The sequence below is a fragment of the Clostridium fermenticellae genome (genome assembly GCF_003600355.1).
Classification (GTDB): Bacteria; Bacillota; Clostridia; order Clostridiales; family Clostridiaceae; genus Clostridium_AV; species Clostridium_AV fermenticellae.
The window spans coordinates 320,928-339,229 of the sequence record NZ_CP032416.1 but is presented as its reverse complement, the minus strand read 5'-3'; the positions used below and the strand labels follow the sequence as shown (position 1 = coordinate 339,229).

The window sequence follows — 18,302 nt, the reverse complement described above, 5'->3', positions numbered from 1 at the left end:
AGTCCCCCTACTTTGAAAGATCAAATTTAAAATTTCCCTCAGTTGTAGTTATTGCAATCTCATCATAAACCCATCTTTTATCATCAACGACCCAATTTTGAACTCCTCTTAAATCAAAATTCCAATCCATAAGTTGTCCACCTAGTTCCTCTAATCTCTCGGCTACCATATGTTTTTTATTGTATGGACAATACACAAGAAGATATCCTCCTCCACCTGCTCCTAGAAGCTTTCCACCTAATGCTCCAGCTTCTAATGCTTCTTTATATAATTTATCTATTTGAGAATTTGATATCTTATTACTCATTTTCTTCTTACATTCCCAACCATAATTTAAAAGCATGCCAAAATTATTTAGGTTTCCTCTAAGTAGTTCTTTTTTCATCGCATATGCCAATGCTTTTATCTCATGCATAGCACTTATAACCTCTACATCTTTATTTTCATAATTATTGACTTGATCATTAATTATGTTTGCTGAAATATGTATATTACCTGTATAACACAGAAGTACATTATACTGCAATTCGTTTATTATATCTTTTCTTATCTTAAGGGGATTCACTACTATATCATCACCGTTTATTTCCATAAAATTAAATCCTCCAAAAGTTGCGGCAAATTGATCTTGATATCCTCCAGATATCCCTAAATCCTTCCTCTCAACCTCATAAGCAATATGTGCTAATGCATATTGATCCAGAATTATACCCTTCCATCTTGCCATAGCACTTAAAAGTGCAACTACAACTGTTGACGATGTTCCAAGTCCTGATCCGGCAGGAGCATCACATTGAAGATAAACTTCGCATCCTTGAGTTATATTCATTTTTTTTAATGCAGCTTTAACCAAGTCAAGTTTGCCATTATAAACAAGATTTTCACTACAATTGTATTTAACAGTCATATCAAAATCCAGTGAATTTACTACTATTTCATTTGTATCATTAGGAACTATTGAACAATAAGCATATTTATTTATTGTACTATTTAAAACAACTCCAATATGATCGTCACAATAAGGTGACACATCAGTTCCTCCACCACCAAAACTTATTCTAAGAGGTGCCTTTGATCTTATAATCATTTTATCATTCCTCTTTTCATATCCTCACAAAATTTAAAGTAGTCTTCCGGAATACCTATATCTATAAAATAATCTTTACTTTTAAATCCGTATATATATTCATATTTCATTACTTTAGGAATAACTTGATTTTCTAAGGATACTTTCCTATCAGCAGCTATATACTTTAAAATTTTTTTGTTTATTATATAGATACCGCCATTTATATAATTGGAATGCAAATAATCATCCTTTTCAATAAACTTAGTTACTACATTTTTATAATTACACTCAACAGTACCATACCTAGATACATCATCAACTCTCCTTAATGCCATAGTAAAATAACTCTTATTTCTTTTATGAAAAGCATACATATCATTAAAATTTATATTAAAATATGTATCGCCATTTAAAATAAGAATATCCTCACTATGCAAAAGTCTTTCCGCATTCTTTAATGCACCGCCTGTGCCCAACTGTTTACTTTCAATAGAGTAACCTATACTAACACCAAAATCTTTTCCATCTTCAAAATAATCTTTTATATACTCTGCCATATATCCTGCAGCCAAAACAATATCTGTTATTCCACTGTTCTTTAATTTATTGATAAGATACTCCAAAAATGGCCTATTATTCGCAAGTGCCATTGGTTTAGGTTTATCATTCACTATCCCTTTTAATCTAGTGCCAAGTCCACCCACCAGGATTACTGCCTGCATTTATTATCATCCTTCTCTACAAAATCAAATACATTTTTCCAAGATTTCATTTGAACATTCCAATCATAATTATTCATTACAAATTCTTTTGCATTTTTAGCTATCCTATTATATAAACCATTATCCGCTACCAATTCACACACAGCCTTGGCAAATTTATTAGGATCGTCTTGAATTATTACATTCTCATAATTTTCTAATCCAATACCTTCTGCTCCCACTGAAGTTGTAACAACAGGTACTTCCATAGCCATTGCCTCCAATATTTTAGTTTTTATACCACTTCCAAATCTAAGTGGTGCTACAAATACTTTACTTGATTTTATATAATCTCTCACATCTTCCACTCTTCCAACTAATTCAATAGAAGCATCCATTTTAAGTTTTTCCACTTTTTTTGTAACATTGCCCCCTACCAATCTCAATTTTAAATTAGGATTAGTTTTCTTTATTGCTGGCAATATATCCCTATAAAAATATAATACTGCATCTTCATTATGTGGTGCTGAATATACTCCCAGGAAAGTTATGATATTTTCATCCCTATTTATTATTTTATCTTCAAAATATTTGCAATCCACTCCCGTTGAAACAACAAATGCTTTTTTAGTATCCATTTTTTCATTTAAATAATTAACTTCCTTTGGTGATACTAATACGACTGCATCATATTTATTAGATATATTAACTTCATATTTCTGTAATGCCATCTGCTCATATTTTAGTATAAATATCTTTACATAATTTTTATCTAAGATCTTTTTTAATACTCCCGGCAATTTATCAAAATAAGCCCCAAAAGGGTTTATTAACTCACCTTCTGATTCAAGCTGACTTTTATATCTCAAAGACAACATATCATCCATATCAAAAATTTTAGTCATTTTATAATCCTTAAAATATTCACTTGTTCTAACCATATCCGATATTAAAATATCAGGACTTTCTTTTTTTATAATCTCATCTAATTTATATTTTATTTTTAGAGAATAAAATATAGCTACTTGAAGTGGATATCTACCAAAAATAACTTTCTTTATAACATTTTTGAATATATCCATATTGCTCGGAGATTTCACGGTATATAACTTATGTATAAAATCAGCAGGTCTAACTATGCATTTTTTCTCTCTGCCAAATGTAAAAACCACAATTTCATAATTATATAATTCATGCAAGTACTTTATATAATAATAAAGACTAATTTCTCGACCTGATGAAGGTTTTATAGGAGATCTTGTAGTAAAAAACAGTATTTTTTTCACACTAAATCCCCTCTTTCCTCCAAATCAATCCACTTAACTTTATCTGTGATAACTCAATAATTTCTTTAAATCTTTTTATGTCATCTACATTTGTATTTCCTTCTGTAATCAAAGCTAAAACACTAATATCATCTGACACCCTTGCAATAATCTGGGCATCAGAATACTTTGTAAATGCCGGTGTATCTATTATTATATAATCAAATTGATTCTTAATATCTTCCAAGATATTTTTAAGCCTGCCATTATCAAGTAAATCTGATGGATTATCCTTTTGGTTTCCCCAGCACAGTGTATATATATTTTCCTCATCAATTTTAAATCTGCTGATGTTGTCAAATTTATATTTACTATCCATTAATATATCACTTAATCCAAAATCACTTTTAAGGTTAAATTCTGAACCTGCTTTTGGATTTCTTCCATCTGCGTCTATTATAAGTACTTTATGCCCTATAACTGCAAATGACTTTGCCAAATCCAAACATATAGAAGTCCTCCCATCTTTACCTGACGGGCTTGTGATTACAAATACATTTTCCTTACCCTTTTGTTTAAGATTAGTTCTTAAACTTCTGAAAGCTTCCTTATAAACTTCACCACTTCTTAATTTATCATAAGGAATAATTTCAATTGCTGACTGATTCAGTATTCTTTCTGCTTCTTCCCTTTTCTTAACCGTATTATCCAAATATTCAACTACAAAAGCTGCTCCGAATCCAACCATAAGTCCTAAAAACAGTGCTACCGCTAAAATCAGTTTTTTACTTTTGGCCTTCGGTGTTGTTTTGCTTGTTGTCGTTGTCTGCTGCCCACTTTGCTGCACAGGAGTAATTAACTTGGTAAAATCATCTTGTGAAATTTCCTGAGTTTCGGAAGGTTCATCCAATACCTTGAGTTTACCCTGTGGATATACCTTATCCGCTTCTTCAATAAAGTTTTTAACATAGGCAGTCAATACCTTCTGCTGATTATTATTCTTATCTCCTGAATAGTATATTTTAATCACTTGCGAATTAGCATCTGCTATTACATTTATATCATTAGTAAATTCATCCGTCTTTATGTTCAGCTTCATATCTTTTATAGTTTTCCCTGCTACAGTTGCCGAATTTGCAATAGTTCCATATATATTTGTTAACTGCTGATTTAGCTCTACCTGACCTTTTACACTTTTACCTTTTTCATCCGAAAAATTTGTAATAAGTATGCTCGCGGTGGATTCATATACATCACCATTACTATTTATTTCTTCTGGTTTTTGCATCATAAATCCCATAATTAATCCTAAGATTAAAAATACAACTGTTATACTTATAATGATCCATTTTCGCCTTCTTATAATCTTCCAAAGGTCTCTTAAATCCAAAGTTTCTTCTTCCATAGCTTCCTCCTGCTAAACTAAATATGCTTTTATAATATCTTATCGGATATAATAAACTTTTCTGAAATAAAGCTCTGTTAAGCTTAAACTTATAAATTAAAGCTGCTCTTCTGCTTTAGCTTTATCATTTTTTAACACAGCATTCACAGCTATCCCTAACCCTAAAAGTGTCCAGAATACAGGTGCAACTGATACTATGCTGTCGTTAAAAAATGCTGCCCCAAGATATCCTATAACTGCAATAAATACTGAAAGGCCAACTATCGAGAAAAATTCTTCATAATCATTTGTGAAATAAAGCTTTATGCTGGATTTAAAGTACATTACAATTATTGCTATGAAAGCTATAAGGCTCACAATTCCGGTATTGAGTCCCATTGCAAGATATAAATCATGGGCTTTATCTACAAGCATTGTTGAAGTTCCATATGCAGTTAATTTTCCTATGTAATCATTCTGTGGAAATTCTGCTGCAAATGTATCCGGCCCATATCCAAATAAAATTGTGTGCTTCAAAAGAGGCAGACTTCTCGACCATATGTATCCTCTTGCAGATCCCAGCTGTTCCTTCCCTTCAAACCCAAGTTTAGGTACATCCTTTATTTCAACTGAATCGCCCTTTTCATCTGTAAATGTAAAGTGATCATTGTAAGATAAAAATGGCATTTTTAAATTATTTCTGTTTATTTGTATGCCATATTTATTTGAAGATGTATCCGAATAATCTGTTACAACTATATTAAAATCCTTATACCTCTTATCATTTAATACTTCTTGTCCATTTTTACTGTTCAAACTAGACTTTATTGTATTATCTGATGCATCTTTAAAAGTAAGCTTTCCTTTATTGCTTATAACCTTTAAGGTGTTATCTGAAAATGCCAGATTAAGTTCATTGTTATTTTGCGTTACATCTTTAAGATAAGGTGTTTTTGCCTTTTTTGATGAACTCATAAGCTGCCCTGCATCTTTAAAAAGCGAACCTATTCTGTCGCTTAAAAGTCCCTTTGAATATATGTTAAATCCAATACCGCCTGCTATGACTACAACTAATGCGGCTGCTGTTATTTTATAATTTTTAATTAAATGTTTCCTTAAAATTATGGCAAGTACTATTAAAGAAATAATTCCTCCTAAAACACCTGCACGTGAATGGCATAAAAGTAAATTCAAAAACATAAGTATCGTTACAGGGATAAGACATAATTTATATATCTTGTTTTTTACAAGCAGAAGCATTGTAAATGTGAGTGGAAAAAGCATTGCCATATAACTTCCAACATAGTCATAATGGTAAAGCGTCGAATATATTATCTTGTCTCCAAACTGAAATTTAAGTTTGCCTGCCATACTTTGAAGGCTTGCCGGTAAAATCAGTTTTTTACCACTTACGCTCTTAAATATATCATGTCCAAAATACTGAAAAATACCAATAAGTCCTATTACTACAGCAGATGCTATAAGAGCTATTAAAACTGCTTTTACTGCAGACTTGTGGTTAACCATATTTATTGTAATAAATAATATAGCCATATAACATAAAAGAACTATCATTCCCTCATATCTTTCAACAAATCCAAATACAGCTATATCCTTGTACTTTGAAAAAATAGTAGACAAAATAACAAAAAGTGAATAAACTCCTATAGGAATGTATATACTCATCTTTTGTATTTTAATTGACTTTCTTAATACACTTACTAAAAATACAACAGACAACAGAACTGTTAAAATTACAATCCACATAGACTTATAGTATGAAAAAAAGTCTAAACTCTGAGACGCTCCATTCCAAAACCTATAATAGTTTCCAGTTAGATTGACCTGTTTTCCGTATACTATAATCGGTATTAAAAATACTAAAAGTGCTATTGGAATTACAGAGTACCACTTTTTATCATCGTATTCTTCTCCGTAAAATTCCTTATATAAATCGTCCTGCATTACTTTACCTCCAATATTACACAAGTAAACATATTTTTCACCTTAAATATCAAAACTACATTAATTATACAATAACTTACATAGAGTTAAAAGTGTATTTTAGGATGTACAATAAAATATTTACAAAGGTAACACTTTATTCATTAATAAAATTAATATTGCAGTTAAAACTTTATCTTGCAGCAGATTTATCTTTTTCTACATTTATGGCAGCATTATCTTTAGATAAAAGAAATTGAATATATCTGACTAAAACATATAATGTTATTACTATTCCTATTACCTCCTGAAATTTCACAAGGTATTTTAAAGCCAAAATATTCTGCCCGGATTTAACCAAAAATCTATTTACAAGCTTTACTCCAATTGCACTTATTACAAGTGGAAATGTAAATGCCGAATAGCTTGGATAAAATTTTAATTTTAAAAGTCCAAATAATTTAATAATAACCACTATGTACATAACAAGTGATAATACCGTTAAGAAATAAATCAATGCTGTACTTTTTACTGCAAATGAATTCATATACCCTGCCAGAAGTAAACCTGCAGGTGCCGCAAATATGCAAAATGTAGGTAATGCCTGTTCTGGTATCTGCTTAACCTTTACAACCCTATAAACAACTATAGGCAGAAGTATTAAATATGCAGCAAAACCAAACCAAAAAGCTATCTGTCCGATACCTGTCATTTTAAAAGCAGTCCCTGATACACTTGCAGCGACTATACCAACATAGACAATAAACCAGGACGGGAATACCTGCTTGATTTTAAAATTAAATGCAAATTTCTTAGTAAACCATATAATTAGTGCAATATGTAGAACAAGTCCTATAATCCACATTATAAAGGCTGCTGATGCCATATACGGTTTTAAATAAGCCGCCAATAACATAATTGCCATAGAAAATGCAGGGAATACGCTTGCTACCACCGGGTTGTCCAAACTTTTTGCTACACCCTTAGGGTACTTTATAATCTTTACAAGCATTATAATAAATAATACTGCTGATATTAACCCAAATAAATTGTGGTATATCTGCCCATAAGATTGTATAAGATTTCCTGCTGCTGCCAGTCCCAGTATAAGTCCTGCTATAGGCACCGGACATTTTTTTAAAATTTGATTCATAAAGACACCTCCGTATATCTTAAAAGTCTTAACAATAGTATAGCATAAATGTTATACTAAATTTGAGACAATGTTAGGAGGGATATATAATGACAATTTGCACAGAAAAACTTACAAAAGAAGAACTTCTTGATAAAGTTCAGGCTGATGCAGAAGAGCTTTTCAGAAATGGTACATTCTTTTGCAGTGAATCAGTAGTAAGTACCATTAATGATCTATTAGGTGAACCATTTAATCAGGATGTTGTTAAACTGGCAGGTGGATTTCCTGTAGGCATGGGTAAATCCGGCTGCGTATGCGGTGCAATCTCCGGTGGTCAGATAGCTTTGGGTATGGTATACGGCAGAGTTAAGGGACAACCTATGGATGACAAAATGTTTGAAGAATCCAAGAAACTCCATGACTACATTAAAAATGAATATAAATCAACATGCTGCAGAGTAATAACAAAAGAATGGACCGGCGATGACTTTAAAAGTGAGGGCAGAAAAAATCACTGCATAAAAATAACAGGAAAAGTTGCACGATGGGTTGCAAATGAACTTATTGAAGATAATAAAATACAGGTAAAATAAAAAAATACCTAGGTTTGATTATACAAATCTAGGTATTCTTGTATTATTCATTACTTAAATTATATTCATATGTGTCAACTGCAACCATATAGTCGTTCACAGCCATCTCAAGATTTAACTTATCCTTATTTAGTGTAAGTTGTGCTGAATCGAGCTCAAGCTTCGTCACTATACCCTGATTTAATTTTGCTTCTGTAGAATTGTATGATGCCTGATCAGCATCTACTGTTGCTTGCACAGTTTGTACAGCATCCTCTTTGTTCTTTAAATCATAATAAGAATTCCAGAGAGTTATTGTCTTATTTAACTTTGTTTCATCAAGTTGATTTTTAAGATTCTGCACATTTAGTCCTGCCTGGACTTCATTTGAATTATCATTATGGTAGTATTTGGAATAAATATCCTGTTCCATAGCCATAAAATCTATATTCTTCTGAAGACTGTACAAATCATAATTATCAGCTACAGATTTAGTTATTTTATCACTAATATCAGAATCATCATACTTTGCAAAGTCTCTTTGAGCTGGTGCAAGTACAAGATTTGTGTTTAAGTCAAGATTTAATGCCTGTTTTATACCCAAAAGTGCCTGCTGCATTTGAGATTTTGGCGTATTTAAAGATGCCTCGAGCTGACTTTTCTGAACTTCAAGTGCATTTAATGCATCCTGAGTAAGCAAACCCTGCTGTATTTTTAAAGTGGTATCTTTTATCTGATCATTTACATTAGCTATTGTTTCATTTATATTTTCTATTTGAGACTTAAGATTAACAACTGCCATATATTGCTGTTCTGTCGTAAACTTTAATGTCTTTAAAGTATTATTTCTCTTATGTTTTGCATCCTCAATTGCGAGTGCTGCCTGCTGTGGAACAACGTCTTCCTGTATTTTTAAAGCCGCATACTGATTTCCTGCAGTTGCCTGATTTAAATTTGAAGCCTGAAGCCCCAAAGAGTTTGAATGTGCACTGTCATACTGTTTATTACATAAATCTATCTGCTGATCCAATAGTCCAATGCTTCTATTATTTTTCTCTATGCTGTTTAAAGCATCATCTAACGTTAAATTGACCGTCGATGGATTTGAAACATCTGTAGTACTCTGCGATGTTCCTGTGCTTGTACTTGCATCAGCTGCAAAGCATGCCCCCCCTGTACTCATAACAAAGGTCAGTGCAAGTGCAGCTGCCAATTTCTTATTTATCACTTATTTCACTCCTCACAAAATATATTGCACATTTAAAATTTTACTGTGCTGTACTTCCACTTCCAAGTAAGCTTGAAGTATCATATCCAGGTCCACACGCATAGTTGATTTTTATCTGGGCAAGCCAAACTTCCCTTTGTGCAGCCTTTAAGCTGTTCTGTGCTGAAAGTACCTTTATATAATACTGATCCTTGTCTATTTTACTCATTACACCGACATTATATTTTAAAAGTGCCTTGTTATACTGATCCTCTGCCAGATTATAACTGTCGTTTAATGAGTCAATTTGCTGTGATTTGTTTTGAAGGTCATTATAAAGACTGTTTATTTCTAGGGAAATATTTATTTTTTCGATGTCGAGCTGTTCTTTTGACATGTCCCAGTTGTACTTTGCAATTTTATACGGTGCATCCATGGTATATGGATCTATTCCACTTGTAGTATCAAACTCAGACTTCATAAGTTTTATATACTCATTACCATTTAAAACTTCAACTCTATTTTTAACTGCGTCGGCATTATAGTTATCATATGACCTTATATACGGTGATGGAGTAAGTTTGTCCTTCAAAAGAGTTTTATATGTGGTATCAAGTGGAAGATTTAAGGTCTTATTCATGTTTAAAACCTCACTTTGATACTGCCTTTGAACTGTATTAAACTGTGCCTGCTCTGCCGTATAAGCTGCCTCTGCCTGTTTTTCATCTGTTGCAGAAATTGTTCCAAGACTAAGCTTAAGCTTTGCAGTATTTAGGTTATCCTTTGCGTTATTAAGCTTTACCTGCTCAAGATCCAGATTGTCCTTATAATTCAAAAGGGTTTCATATTCCCTGTATATTGAGAACTTTGCCTGATTTTTAGCTACCTCTTTAGTATTTGTATACTCGTATATGGCATACTTATACTGCATCTGAGGATAATCCCTCTGCTGTACATATTGAAGCACTTGATTTTCAGGAATAGTTCCGCTTGAAAGCTCCTCATCTATAATAGCCGCATCTTTTTGGGACTTGTCATATGAATTTTGATTCTGCTGTATTTTTATATCTGCAGTTTTTACATTGTAATTGTTATTTACCGCATTTTCCATCCGGGAATCTATATCCAGGGTTATACTATCTGCAAAAACAGTGCTACCAGTTGAAAATGCTATAATAAGTGCAGCAACAAAAATCCTTAATTTTTTCAATCCTTTTCCTCCCCCCAATGGTTTTATTTTCTTAGGTATATTAAAATATCAATAGTATTATAATTTTACCATATAAAAATATTAATTGCCACTTGTAAATTAACCCTTTATTTACTATAATAAAATACAAAATTAAAGGGGGCATATATATATGAATAATAAGAAAAACAAACTTGTGGTTGTAGGTGTAGGTCATGTAGGATCGGCGGTACTCAATACTGCTCTTTCACCTGGAATATTTTCTGAAATAGTAACCATTGACAAAATCAAAGAGGTTGCAGAGGGTGAAGCACTTGACTCAACCCATACAACACCTTTCACTTATAATCCTAATACATACATTCATTCCGGGGACTATGAAGAATGTACGGATGCCAAAGTTATTATTGTAGCAGCAGGTCCAAGTATAGGTGGAGATATAGAAGACAGAACCGTCCTTGCAAAAACAAACACATCAGTAATTGAAGACGTAATGAGTTCAATTGTAAAATACACTAAGGATGCAGTTATAATACTTATAACCAATCCTTTAGACACGATGGTGTATTATGCCCAAAACTTCTTTGGATACCCTAAAGAAAAAATATTTGGCACAGGAACAACACTTGACTCTTCACGTCTTAAGAGAACAATTGCAAATAAATACGGAGTAGATCCTAAAGATGTTACAGGATATATGCTCGGGGAACATGGAAATACAGCTTTTCCTGCCTGGAGTCTTTTAAATATTCAGGGAATAACTTCAGATAATTTTGATAAATACTTTAAGGCAGAGGAACCTTTAGACCGGGATAAAATAGCAGAAGAAACAGTTGATGTTGCATACAGGGTAAACAAATTAAAAGGTTTTACAAGTTCTGGAATAGCCATGGCTGCATGCAGACTTGCAAAAGCAGTTGTCTTAAACGAACATAGTATTTTACCAGTTTCAACTACTCTTGAAGGTGAATATGGAATTACAGATATTGCCTTGAGTCTTCCCTGTATAATTTCAGAAAACGGTGTCGAAAAAAGACTTGATGTCCCACTAACTCCTGACGAGGTTAAAAAGTTAAAGGCAAGTGCTGAGAGTATAAAAAGCACCATAGAGGTTGCCGGTTTTGAAAAATAATATATAGGGTTGCAAATGAAAGCGTAACTTATGCTCCGGCAGGGATTTCTAAAATACGTCACGTAAAAAATTTCTAGTAAGTTTAAGCTTAAACTTGTAAATCCTATATTTATTATATTTTTAAACCCTGATACCAAAACTTTTTTTAAATTTTATTCCTCAGTTTAGGTTATTGTGCTATAATAATTTTGATATTGAATGATTTCATGCATAATTTTGAATTAAGTATACAAAATTGAATGGAGGTTTTCGTTATGTCAACGGAATCGAACCAAAAATCCAAAGTAAATAAGGATGAAAAAAATACTATGAGTACAGCAGAGCTCCTCGTTAAATGTCTTGAATTCGAGGGAGTTCAATATATTTTTGGAATACCTGGAGAGGAAAATCTTGATGTGATACACGCCCTCCATAACTCTTCCATAAAATTTATCACAACAAGGCATGAACAGGGTGCCGCATTTATGGCAGATGTATATGGAAGACTTACGGGTAGACCAGGTGTATGTCTTTCAACTCTGGGACCTGGAGCAACAAATTTAATGACAGGTGTCGCAGATGCAAATTTGGATGGTGCACCACTTATTGCTATAACAGGTCAGGTTGGTACAGATAGAATGCATATAATCTCCCACCAATATTTAGACCTTGTCTCAATGTTTAGACCTGTAACAAAATGGAATAAACAAATTGTAAGGCCGGATACAACTCCGGAAATAGTAAGAAAAGCCTTTCAGGAGGCTGTAAGTGAAAAACCAGGCGCAGTTCATATAGATCTCCCTGAGAATATCGCAGCTATGCCGGTAGTCGGCAAACCTCTTGAAAAACCAACACTTGAAAAGAGTTTTGCAAATTACAGCAGTATAGAAAGAGCTTCCGTTGCAATATCTAGAGCAAAAAATCCAATAATACTGGTTGGCAACGCAGCAATAAGGGCAAATGCAAGCAGTTCCATAAATGAAATGTCAAACAGACTTAAAATACCTGTTGCAAACACCTTTATGGGTAAAGGAATAGTTCCCTTCACAAGCAAATATTCACTGTGGAGTATAGGGCTTTTCCAAAAAGACTATATTAATAAAATATTTGAAAAGACGGATCTCGTTATAGCTGTCGGCTATGATCTTATAGAGTACTCTCCTAGAAAGTGGAACCCTAATGGAGAGATAAAGGTAATTCATGTAGGAGTTGAAAAAGCAGAAATAAATAAAAATTATCAGCCTATGGTTGAGGTCGTTGGAAATATTTCTGATTCAATATACGAAATATTAAGGCGTTCTGACAGACAGAGTGAGCCTCATTATGCCTTTGAACTTAGAGAAAATATGAAAAAAGATTACGAATTATTCGCAAATGATGAATCTTTCCCCATGAAGCCTCAAAAAATACTCTATGATGTAAGAAAATTCATGGGAGAAGATGATGTCGTAATATCGGATGTTGGCGCACACAAAATATGGGTTGCAAGAAATTATCACTGTTACAAGCCAAATACCTGCATAATATCAAATGGTTTTGCTTCAATGGGTATTTCCATCCCGGGTGCAGTTGCCGCAAAACTTGTCCATCCAAACAGAAAGGTACTTGCAGTAACAGGAGACGGCGGTTTCATGATGAACTCACAGGAACTTGAAACAGCCCTAAGAATAGGAACACCTTTTGTAACACTTATATTTAATGACAGCAACTATGGACTTATAAAATGGAAACAGGAAGAAAAGTTTGGTAACTCAGAATTCATAAACTTCAACAATCCAGATTTTGAGGCTTTAGCAGAAAGTATGGGACTTAAAGGCTACACAATTCACAAGAGTGATGAACTTATTCCTACTCTTGAAGATGCATTTAAGCAAAAAATTCCTGCTGTTATCGACTGCCGTGTTGATTACTCTGAAAACTTAAAATTAAAATACAGAATAAAAGATTTATAAATGAAAGCTTAAATTTGTAAACTCCATAATAAAAACCCAGTTTGCTTTTATAAGTAGACTGGATTTTTTATGTTACAGAGAATATAGAAAATCTAAAAGAAATAGAGTATCCCCGGTGGATACTCTATTTCCTTAGATATGACTATTTAGTTTTCAATCAGAATATGACCTGATTATTTTATGAAATTTGATGTGGTTCTGTCTTGAAATGTTTCCGAACTTAGTTATTTAATAAGTCATTTATAAATGTTGAAGAAGATGAAATAACTTTAACATTTCTTGTACCTGTATCACTATCAGTTGGAACATAAGTAGCATTTCCACCGTTAGCATCTCTTAATGATTTTAATTTTAATGAATCATCATTCTTAACAGATACATTAATAGAATTAGCCTTCTTAACATCATCATTATTAAATAAGAATACTAATGAATTTCCTTTAATCTTCATAGATGAAGGTATTAATTCACCATTTGAAGCACTAAACCTAAAGTTATCAGGTGAAACACTAGAATAAACTTGATCAAGTTGAGTATCGAAAGTTAATACAATAGCAGCTTGGCTTGTTCCTGAAGCAATATTCTGATCAGCTGTTGCATACCAATAATCAGAAGTAGTTTTTGGAGCTGCATTATATGAATATACTTGAACATCCTTATTAGCTGTACTGTCATGTCCAATATTATTAGAAACAGTATACCACTTAGAATCACTAGGATCAACACTTATAGCTCCACCAGTAGTTGCATTTGAAATACTAGCACCAGTTATGTCTTTAACATTTCCATTTACAGAAAGCACAGCATTGGCACCTGCATGTCTAACAACATCACATCTGTCAAGAGGATCTTCTTTATTCGCTTGTTCATCTGGTAAATTATATAATGCTTTAGCTTTCTTATCTGAAGCTGTGCCTTTATTGAATCTTAATACAACATTGGATCCATCCATATATACAGCATCAGGTTTCTGTCCTGCTACTTTGAAGTTTTCCGGTATAAGACTATTTGAATCCAAAGCACTTGCAAACTGAACTTTTACTAACAAGTCATCTCCTGAATTCTCCATAGTATAAGTACTATTCTTATATGCAAAAGAACTACTAGTATTGTCATAAGTAACACCAAAACTATTATTAAATGAATCTATAGAATTTCCAGCAACATCTTTTAATCCAGAAGCAAGAATACCTTTTACTAAATCATCATTGTCTAAATCTTTAATAAGGGTAGAACTACTGTCTACTGTAGTAGTAGTGTCCTTGCCATCATATATATAATAACTCGTTGGGAATTCTAATGTTACACTCTTATTATCATTTCCTGGAGTAGCAGTTGTTCCCGAAGGAAGAGTTTTACTATCATTAGCTCCATTTTTATATTGATAGTTACTTATATCGTTTAAAGTACTGCTATCCATTGCTTCTGAAAAAGTTAAAACAACCTTATGCTTATAACTATTATCATTGCTGTCAGCATCTTTAGTTTTTCTATAAGCTCCTGTCAATCTAGGTGATACATCATCAGAACCATTTAATGTTACTGTTTTATCATCCATAACATTTTGTTTGAATGTAGTATCAACTAAATTTTTGATAGTTAAAGTATACTTAGACCCTGTTAATCTCCAATCATCATTTTGATTGTTTGGATCATGCTTTTTCATCTTTATATCCCATACACTATCATTGTCATTATCACTACTATTATTTATATCAGTCTGAGTATCACTATCTACATCACTCATTTTAGCTGGTTTTATAAGTCTTATACGATCAGTTATATCTACACCATCTGAATCCTTCAAAGTGTAGTTACTATGGTTCTCAGCATAATCTTTATTTATATCCTTACTAAATACAATTCTAATAGTCTCACTATCAACCATAGTTACGCTATTGACTGTTGGCTTAGTTTCATCTTTTTCAACATCAAATGATTTTCTTGTATCATCATCCACTGTATTCCCATAAGCATCTTTCACATTGTTCTTAATATATATTGAATTGGATCCAAAAGGTAATGAGGTTAATCCAGTTATTTTAACTGCAGTATCTCCTTCCTTTAAACTAATAGTTCCTTTTCCATATTTATTATTACCTGAACTTATTGATTCACTATTTACTTCATAGTTAGTATTATTTCTTGCTGTAACATCATCCATAGGTCTATCAAATCTTACCCAGATTGTTCCATCTGCCTCGGCATCAACCGATTTAACTGTAGGTTTACTAGTAACTGAATCTATAGTAAAACTTTGAGTCGAATCTTTGAATATATAGCCAGCAGAATCCACTAACACACCACTATTATTGCTGGAATTAGCATCTGAAGTTCCATCATTAATTTCCAATGTATTACTTCCTGAAGGAAGCTGTGATGAAAAATAAAAATCTACTTCATCTGCCCAAACTGATGTCCCTGTAGTTGTTGGGACAGCATACTTAGTAACCGTATTTGTTGAACTAAGTCCAAAACTTGCAATGTTCTGTCCATTAATCTTAAACTTCGATGTAAAATCAGTTGCTGGATTATATTTACCATCCTTAGCAATAACATCATCATTATTATCACCAAATTTAGTAAGACTCTTTACAGGCACTTTTATTGGTTCTGAGAACTTAACAGTTAATTTATTGCCTCCACGTGGAGTAACAGAAGTCACTGTTGGAGCAGCTGTATCACCAAATGTAATAGACTGTTCTTTAGAATCAATATTACCAGTCTTATCTGCAGTTAAAATTCCACTCTTAACTGAAACTGTATATGATTTATTTTGTTCTTTGGGTTGTTTTAATGTAATCAAAACAGTTCTATTATCATCTTGTAACTGTGCTACTGCATCCTTATTAGTTAAAGTTGTACCATCTACTTTATAATTTCCAATAGCTTCAGCTGAATCACTATCAACGTCAGTACCAAACACAATTTTAATCTGATTCAAATCAACTGAATCTATTGATTTAACACTAGATTCACCTGTACCAGGTGTAGAGTTATCAGTTCCACCAAATTTTACATATAAATCTTTTGAAATAACTCCTTCTCCACCTACAACGTAAGTGCTTGTAGAATCTGTTTTTTCACTGTTGTAGTAACTTAAAGCATTTGATGTAGCTGATGAATCATCAGTATCAACCAATATTAATGGTGATGCTGTTTTTCCAGCTAATGCTGAAGCAACTAATGCATCTGCATATCCATCATCTGCTGTTGCATTTGCAACATAAATGCTGTCAGCTTTTAAATCGCTGCTGAATGCTTTTAATACATTTAAGTTAGTTGCAAATCTGTCTGCTCCACCGTTTATTCTTGTGGATGGATTTACACCTAAAGCTTTTAGTATTGAATCATTCATTATATTGCTTGTTCCAACTACTGTAGCATTTGATTTATTTGTATTTACGAAATCAATAACTGATTTCATGTCATTCTGATTATTGCTTCCAAGTAAAAGGATTTGTCCTTTTGCAGCTGCAACTGGTGCTACTGAAAGAGCATCAGAGAAACCTTCTCCGCCAACAACCATTACTTTGTCAGCACTTATTCCATGATTTTTAACTAATTCATTAGCAACTGCTACGTTAGTTTCATATCTGTTTGCTCCACCTAATTCTACTAGGTTATATCCGCCATCTTTTAGTTGATCTCTTATTGACTTGGATACTGAAGCTGTTCCACCTATAACATATATGTTCTTTGGTTTTAATGTATTTAAAGCTTTTGTAGTATCTGCACTAAGAGTGTTTGATTGAGTTAATAGTATTGGTGCATCTATTGTCTTTGCTAATACAGATCCGCTTACAGCATCTGCATATCCTTCACCTGATACTAAAACTACATTGTCATTAGTCTTTCCGTCTTTTGTAGCAACTGCTGCTGCTGTTGCATATCTATCAGCACCAGCGATTCTTGTAGTTTGTCCTGTTGCTGCAGCTTTAACTGGACCAGCTGATAAAGCTGTAGTTAAAACTAAGGACAAAAGTGTAGCACTAGCAAGTGCCTTTGTACCTTTTTTACTCATATTGTAATACCCTCCTCGATTAAGTGAATTTAATTGAATTCTTAGTTATATATATTTTTTAATATATACATTTTTAAATATTTAAAAATACATTTTTTACTTAATGTATTTTAAATAGCAATTTGACTTAAAATGTTAAGCTTGTCAATTCAAAATCATCATGGTAATTCCATGATATAGAAACAAAATTTATTATACCATACTTGTACAACACTTTTCCAGTATATTATATAAATTTTTATATTTTTTTCTCCGAATTTTAAATTATGTAAATAAACATCCCATTTATTTACTTCCATTTCAAATTCAAACTTTATTATATCATATATATGGATTTACTTCTATAGTATGTTTAATATTCATAAATATATTTATGCGAGAAAAAACTATATTATTTAACAATATTAAGTTATAAATAAATTATACAACAGTTTTTTTAGATTTTCCATACCTTTGTCACTAGTAATTTAAGGATTTTAATGTATATAAAACCATAAAGTTAATTTTAATAAAATTTACATAAAAATATTCTTTTATATTATTCTACATTTATTTTAAATATCCTCTTTAAATATAAAAAAATGACAAAATATAATTTATAATTATAAGGTTTACGGATCTAAGCTTAACTCCTATATAGTTATAGGGAGTCGTAATTTTAAAGGTTAATTTATACCTGAGGGAGGTACTGCCAAAATATAGGTACATTAAATACTTTTATTATAATTCTTAGCCTGGTATTTTAAAAA

The 18,302-nt window shown here is 32.2% G+C and carries 12 protein-coding genes; 3 read left to right on the top strand and 9 right to left on the bottom strand.

Annotated elements, in window-relative coordinates; genetic code table 11:
* Nucleotides 1-7: 7 nt before the first annotated feature.
* The 6 genes from D4Z93_RS01730 to D4Z93_RS01705 all read right to left on the bottom strand — a co-directional run bounded on the left by D4Z93_RS01730 (nucleotide 8) and on the right by D4Z93_RS01705 (nucleotide 7,516).
* Entirely contained in the window at nucleotides 8-1,087 is a 1,080-nt protein-coding gene (locus tag D4Z93_RS01730) for a GHMP family kinase ATP-binding protein (protein WP_119970039.1), read from the bottom strand.
* Nucleotides 1,084-1,791, bottom strand: a complete 708-nt coding sequence (locus D4Z93_RS01725) for a nucleotidyltransferase family protein (protein WP_119970038.1) — start codon at nucleotides 1,789-1,791, stop codon at nucleotides 1,084-1,086. The genes D4Z93_RS01730 and D4Z93_RS01725 overlap by 4 nt, the downstream gene beginning before the upstream one ends.
* Nucleotides 1,779-3,056, bottom strand: a complete 1,278-nt coding sequence (locus D4Z93_RS01720; protein ID WP_119970037.1) for a glycosyltransferase family 4 protein — start codon at nucleotides 3,054-3,056, stop codon at nucleotides 1,779-1,781. The genes D4Z93_RS01725 and D4Z93_RS01720 overlap by 13 nt, the downstream gene beginning before the upstream one ends.
* A gap of 1 nt (nucleotide 3,057) precedes the next feature.
* Nucleotides 3,058-4,440: a tyrosine-protein kinase domain-containing protein gene (locus tag D4Z93_RS01715; RefSeq protein ID WP_119970036.1), complete on the bottom strand. Its 1,383-nt coding sequence runs from the start codon at nucleotides 4,438-4,440 to the stop codon at nucleotides 3,058-3,060.
* Nucleotides 4,441-4,536: 96 nt separating this feature from the next.
* Nucleotides 4,537-6,384 carry an O-antigen ligase family protein gene (locus D4Z93_RS01710; protein WP_119970035.1) on the bottom strand — a complete coding sequence of 616 codons (1,848 nt, stop codon included), beginning with the start codon at nucleotides 6,382-6,384 and terminating at the stop codon, nucleotides 4,537-4,539.
* Between the two features lie 172 nt (nucleotides 6,385-6,556).
* The gene (locus D4Z93_RS01705) at nucleotides 6,557-7,516 is read right to left on the bottom strand and encodes a TDT family transporter (RefSeq protein WP_119970034.1); all 960 of its coding nucleotides are present in this window, start codon (nucleotides 7,514-7,516) and stop codon (nucleotides 6,557-6,559) included.
* A gap of 89 nt (nucleotides 7,517-7,605) precedes the next feature.
* Between D4Z93_RS01705 and D4Z93_RS01700 the strand changes: the two genes are divergently transcribed.
* Nucleotides 7,606-8,091, top strand: a complete 486-nt coding sequence (locus tag D4Z93_RS01700; protein ID WP_119970033.1) for a C-GCAxxG-C-C family protein — start codon at nucleotides 7,606-7,608, stop codon at nucleotides 8,089-8,091.
* A 43-nt stretch (nucleotides 8,092-8,134) separates the two neighbouring features.
* Here the strand turns inward: D4Z93_RS01700 and D4Z93_RS01695 are convergent, their stop codons facing one another.
* Entirely contained in the window at nucleotides 8,135-9,298 is a 1,164-nt protein-coding gene (locus tag D4Z93_RS01695; RefSeq protein WP_119970032.1) for a TolC family protein, read from the bottom strand.
* Nucleotides 9,299-9,338: 40 nt separating this feature from the next.
* Nucleotides 9,339-10,487: a TolC family protein gene (locus tag D4Z93_RS01690; RefSeq protein WP_119970031.1), complete on the bottom strand. Its 1,149-nt coding sequence runs from the start codon at nucleotides 10,485-10,487 to the stop codon at nucleotides 9,339-9,341.
* Between the two features lie 151 nt (nucleotides 10,488-10,638).
* Here D4Z93_RS01690 and D4Z93_RS01685 point away from each other — a divergent pair, with 151 nt between their 5' ends.
* Nucleotides 10,639-11,598 carry an L-lactate dehydrogenase gene (locus D4Z93_RS01685; RefSeq protein ID WP_119970030.1) on the top strand — a complete coding sequence of 320 codons (960 nt, stop codon included), beginning with the start codon at nucleotides 10,639-10,641 and terminating at the stop codon, nucleotides 11,596-11,598.
* Nucleotides 11,599-11,852: 254 nt separating this feature from the next.
* Nucleotides 11,853-13,529: an acetolactate synthase large subunit gene (locus tag D4Z93_RS01680; RefSeq protein WP_199798400.1), complete on the top strand. Its 1,677-nt coding sequence runs from the start codon at nucleotides 11,853-11,855 to the stop codon at nucleotides 13,527-13,529.
* Between the two features lie 220 nt (nucleotides 13,530-13,749).
* Here D4Z93_RS01680 and D4Z93_RS01675 read toward each other — a convergent pair whose 3' ends face one another.
* Nucleotides 13,750-17,553, bottom strand: a complete 3,804-nt coding sequence (locus D4Z93_RS01675) for a cell wall-binding repeat-containing protein (RefSeq protein ID WP_119970029.1) — start codon at nucleotides 17,551-17,553, stop codon at nucleotides 13,750-13,752.
* Nucleotides 17,554-18,302: the final 749 nt, after the last annotated feature.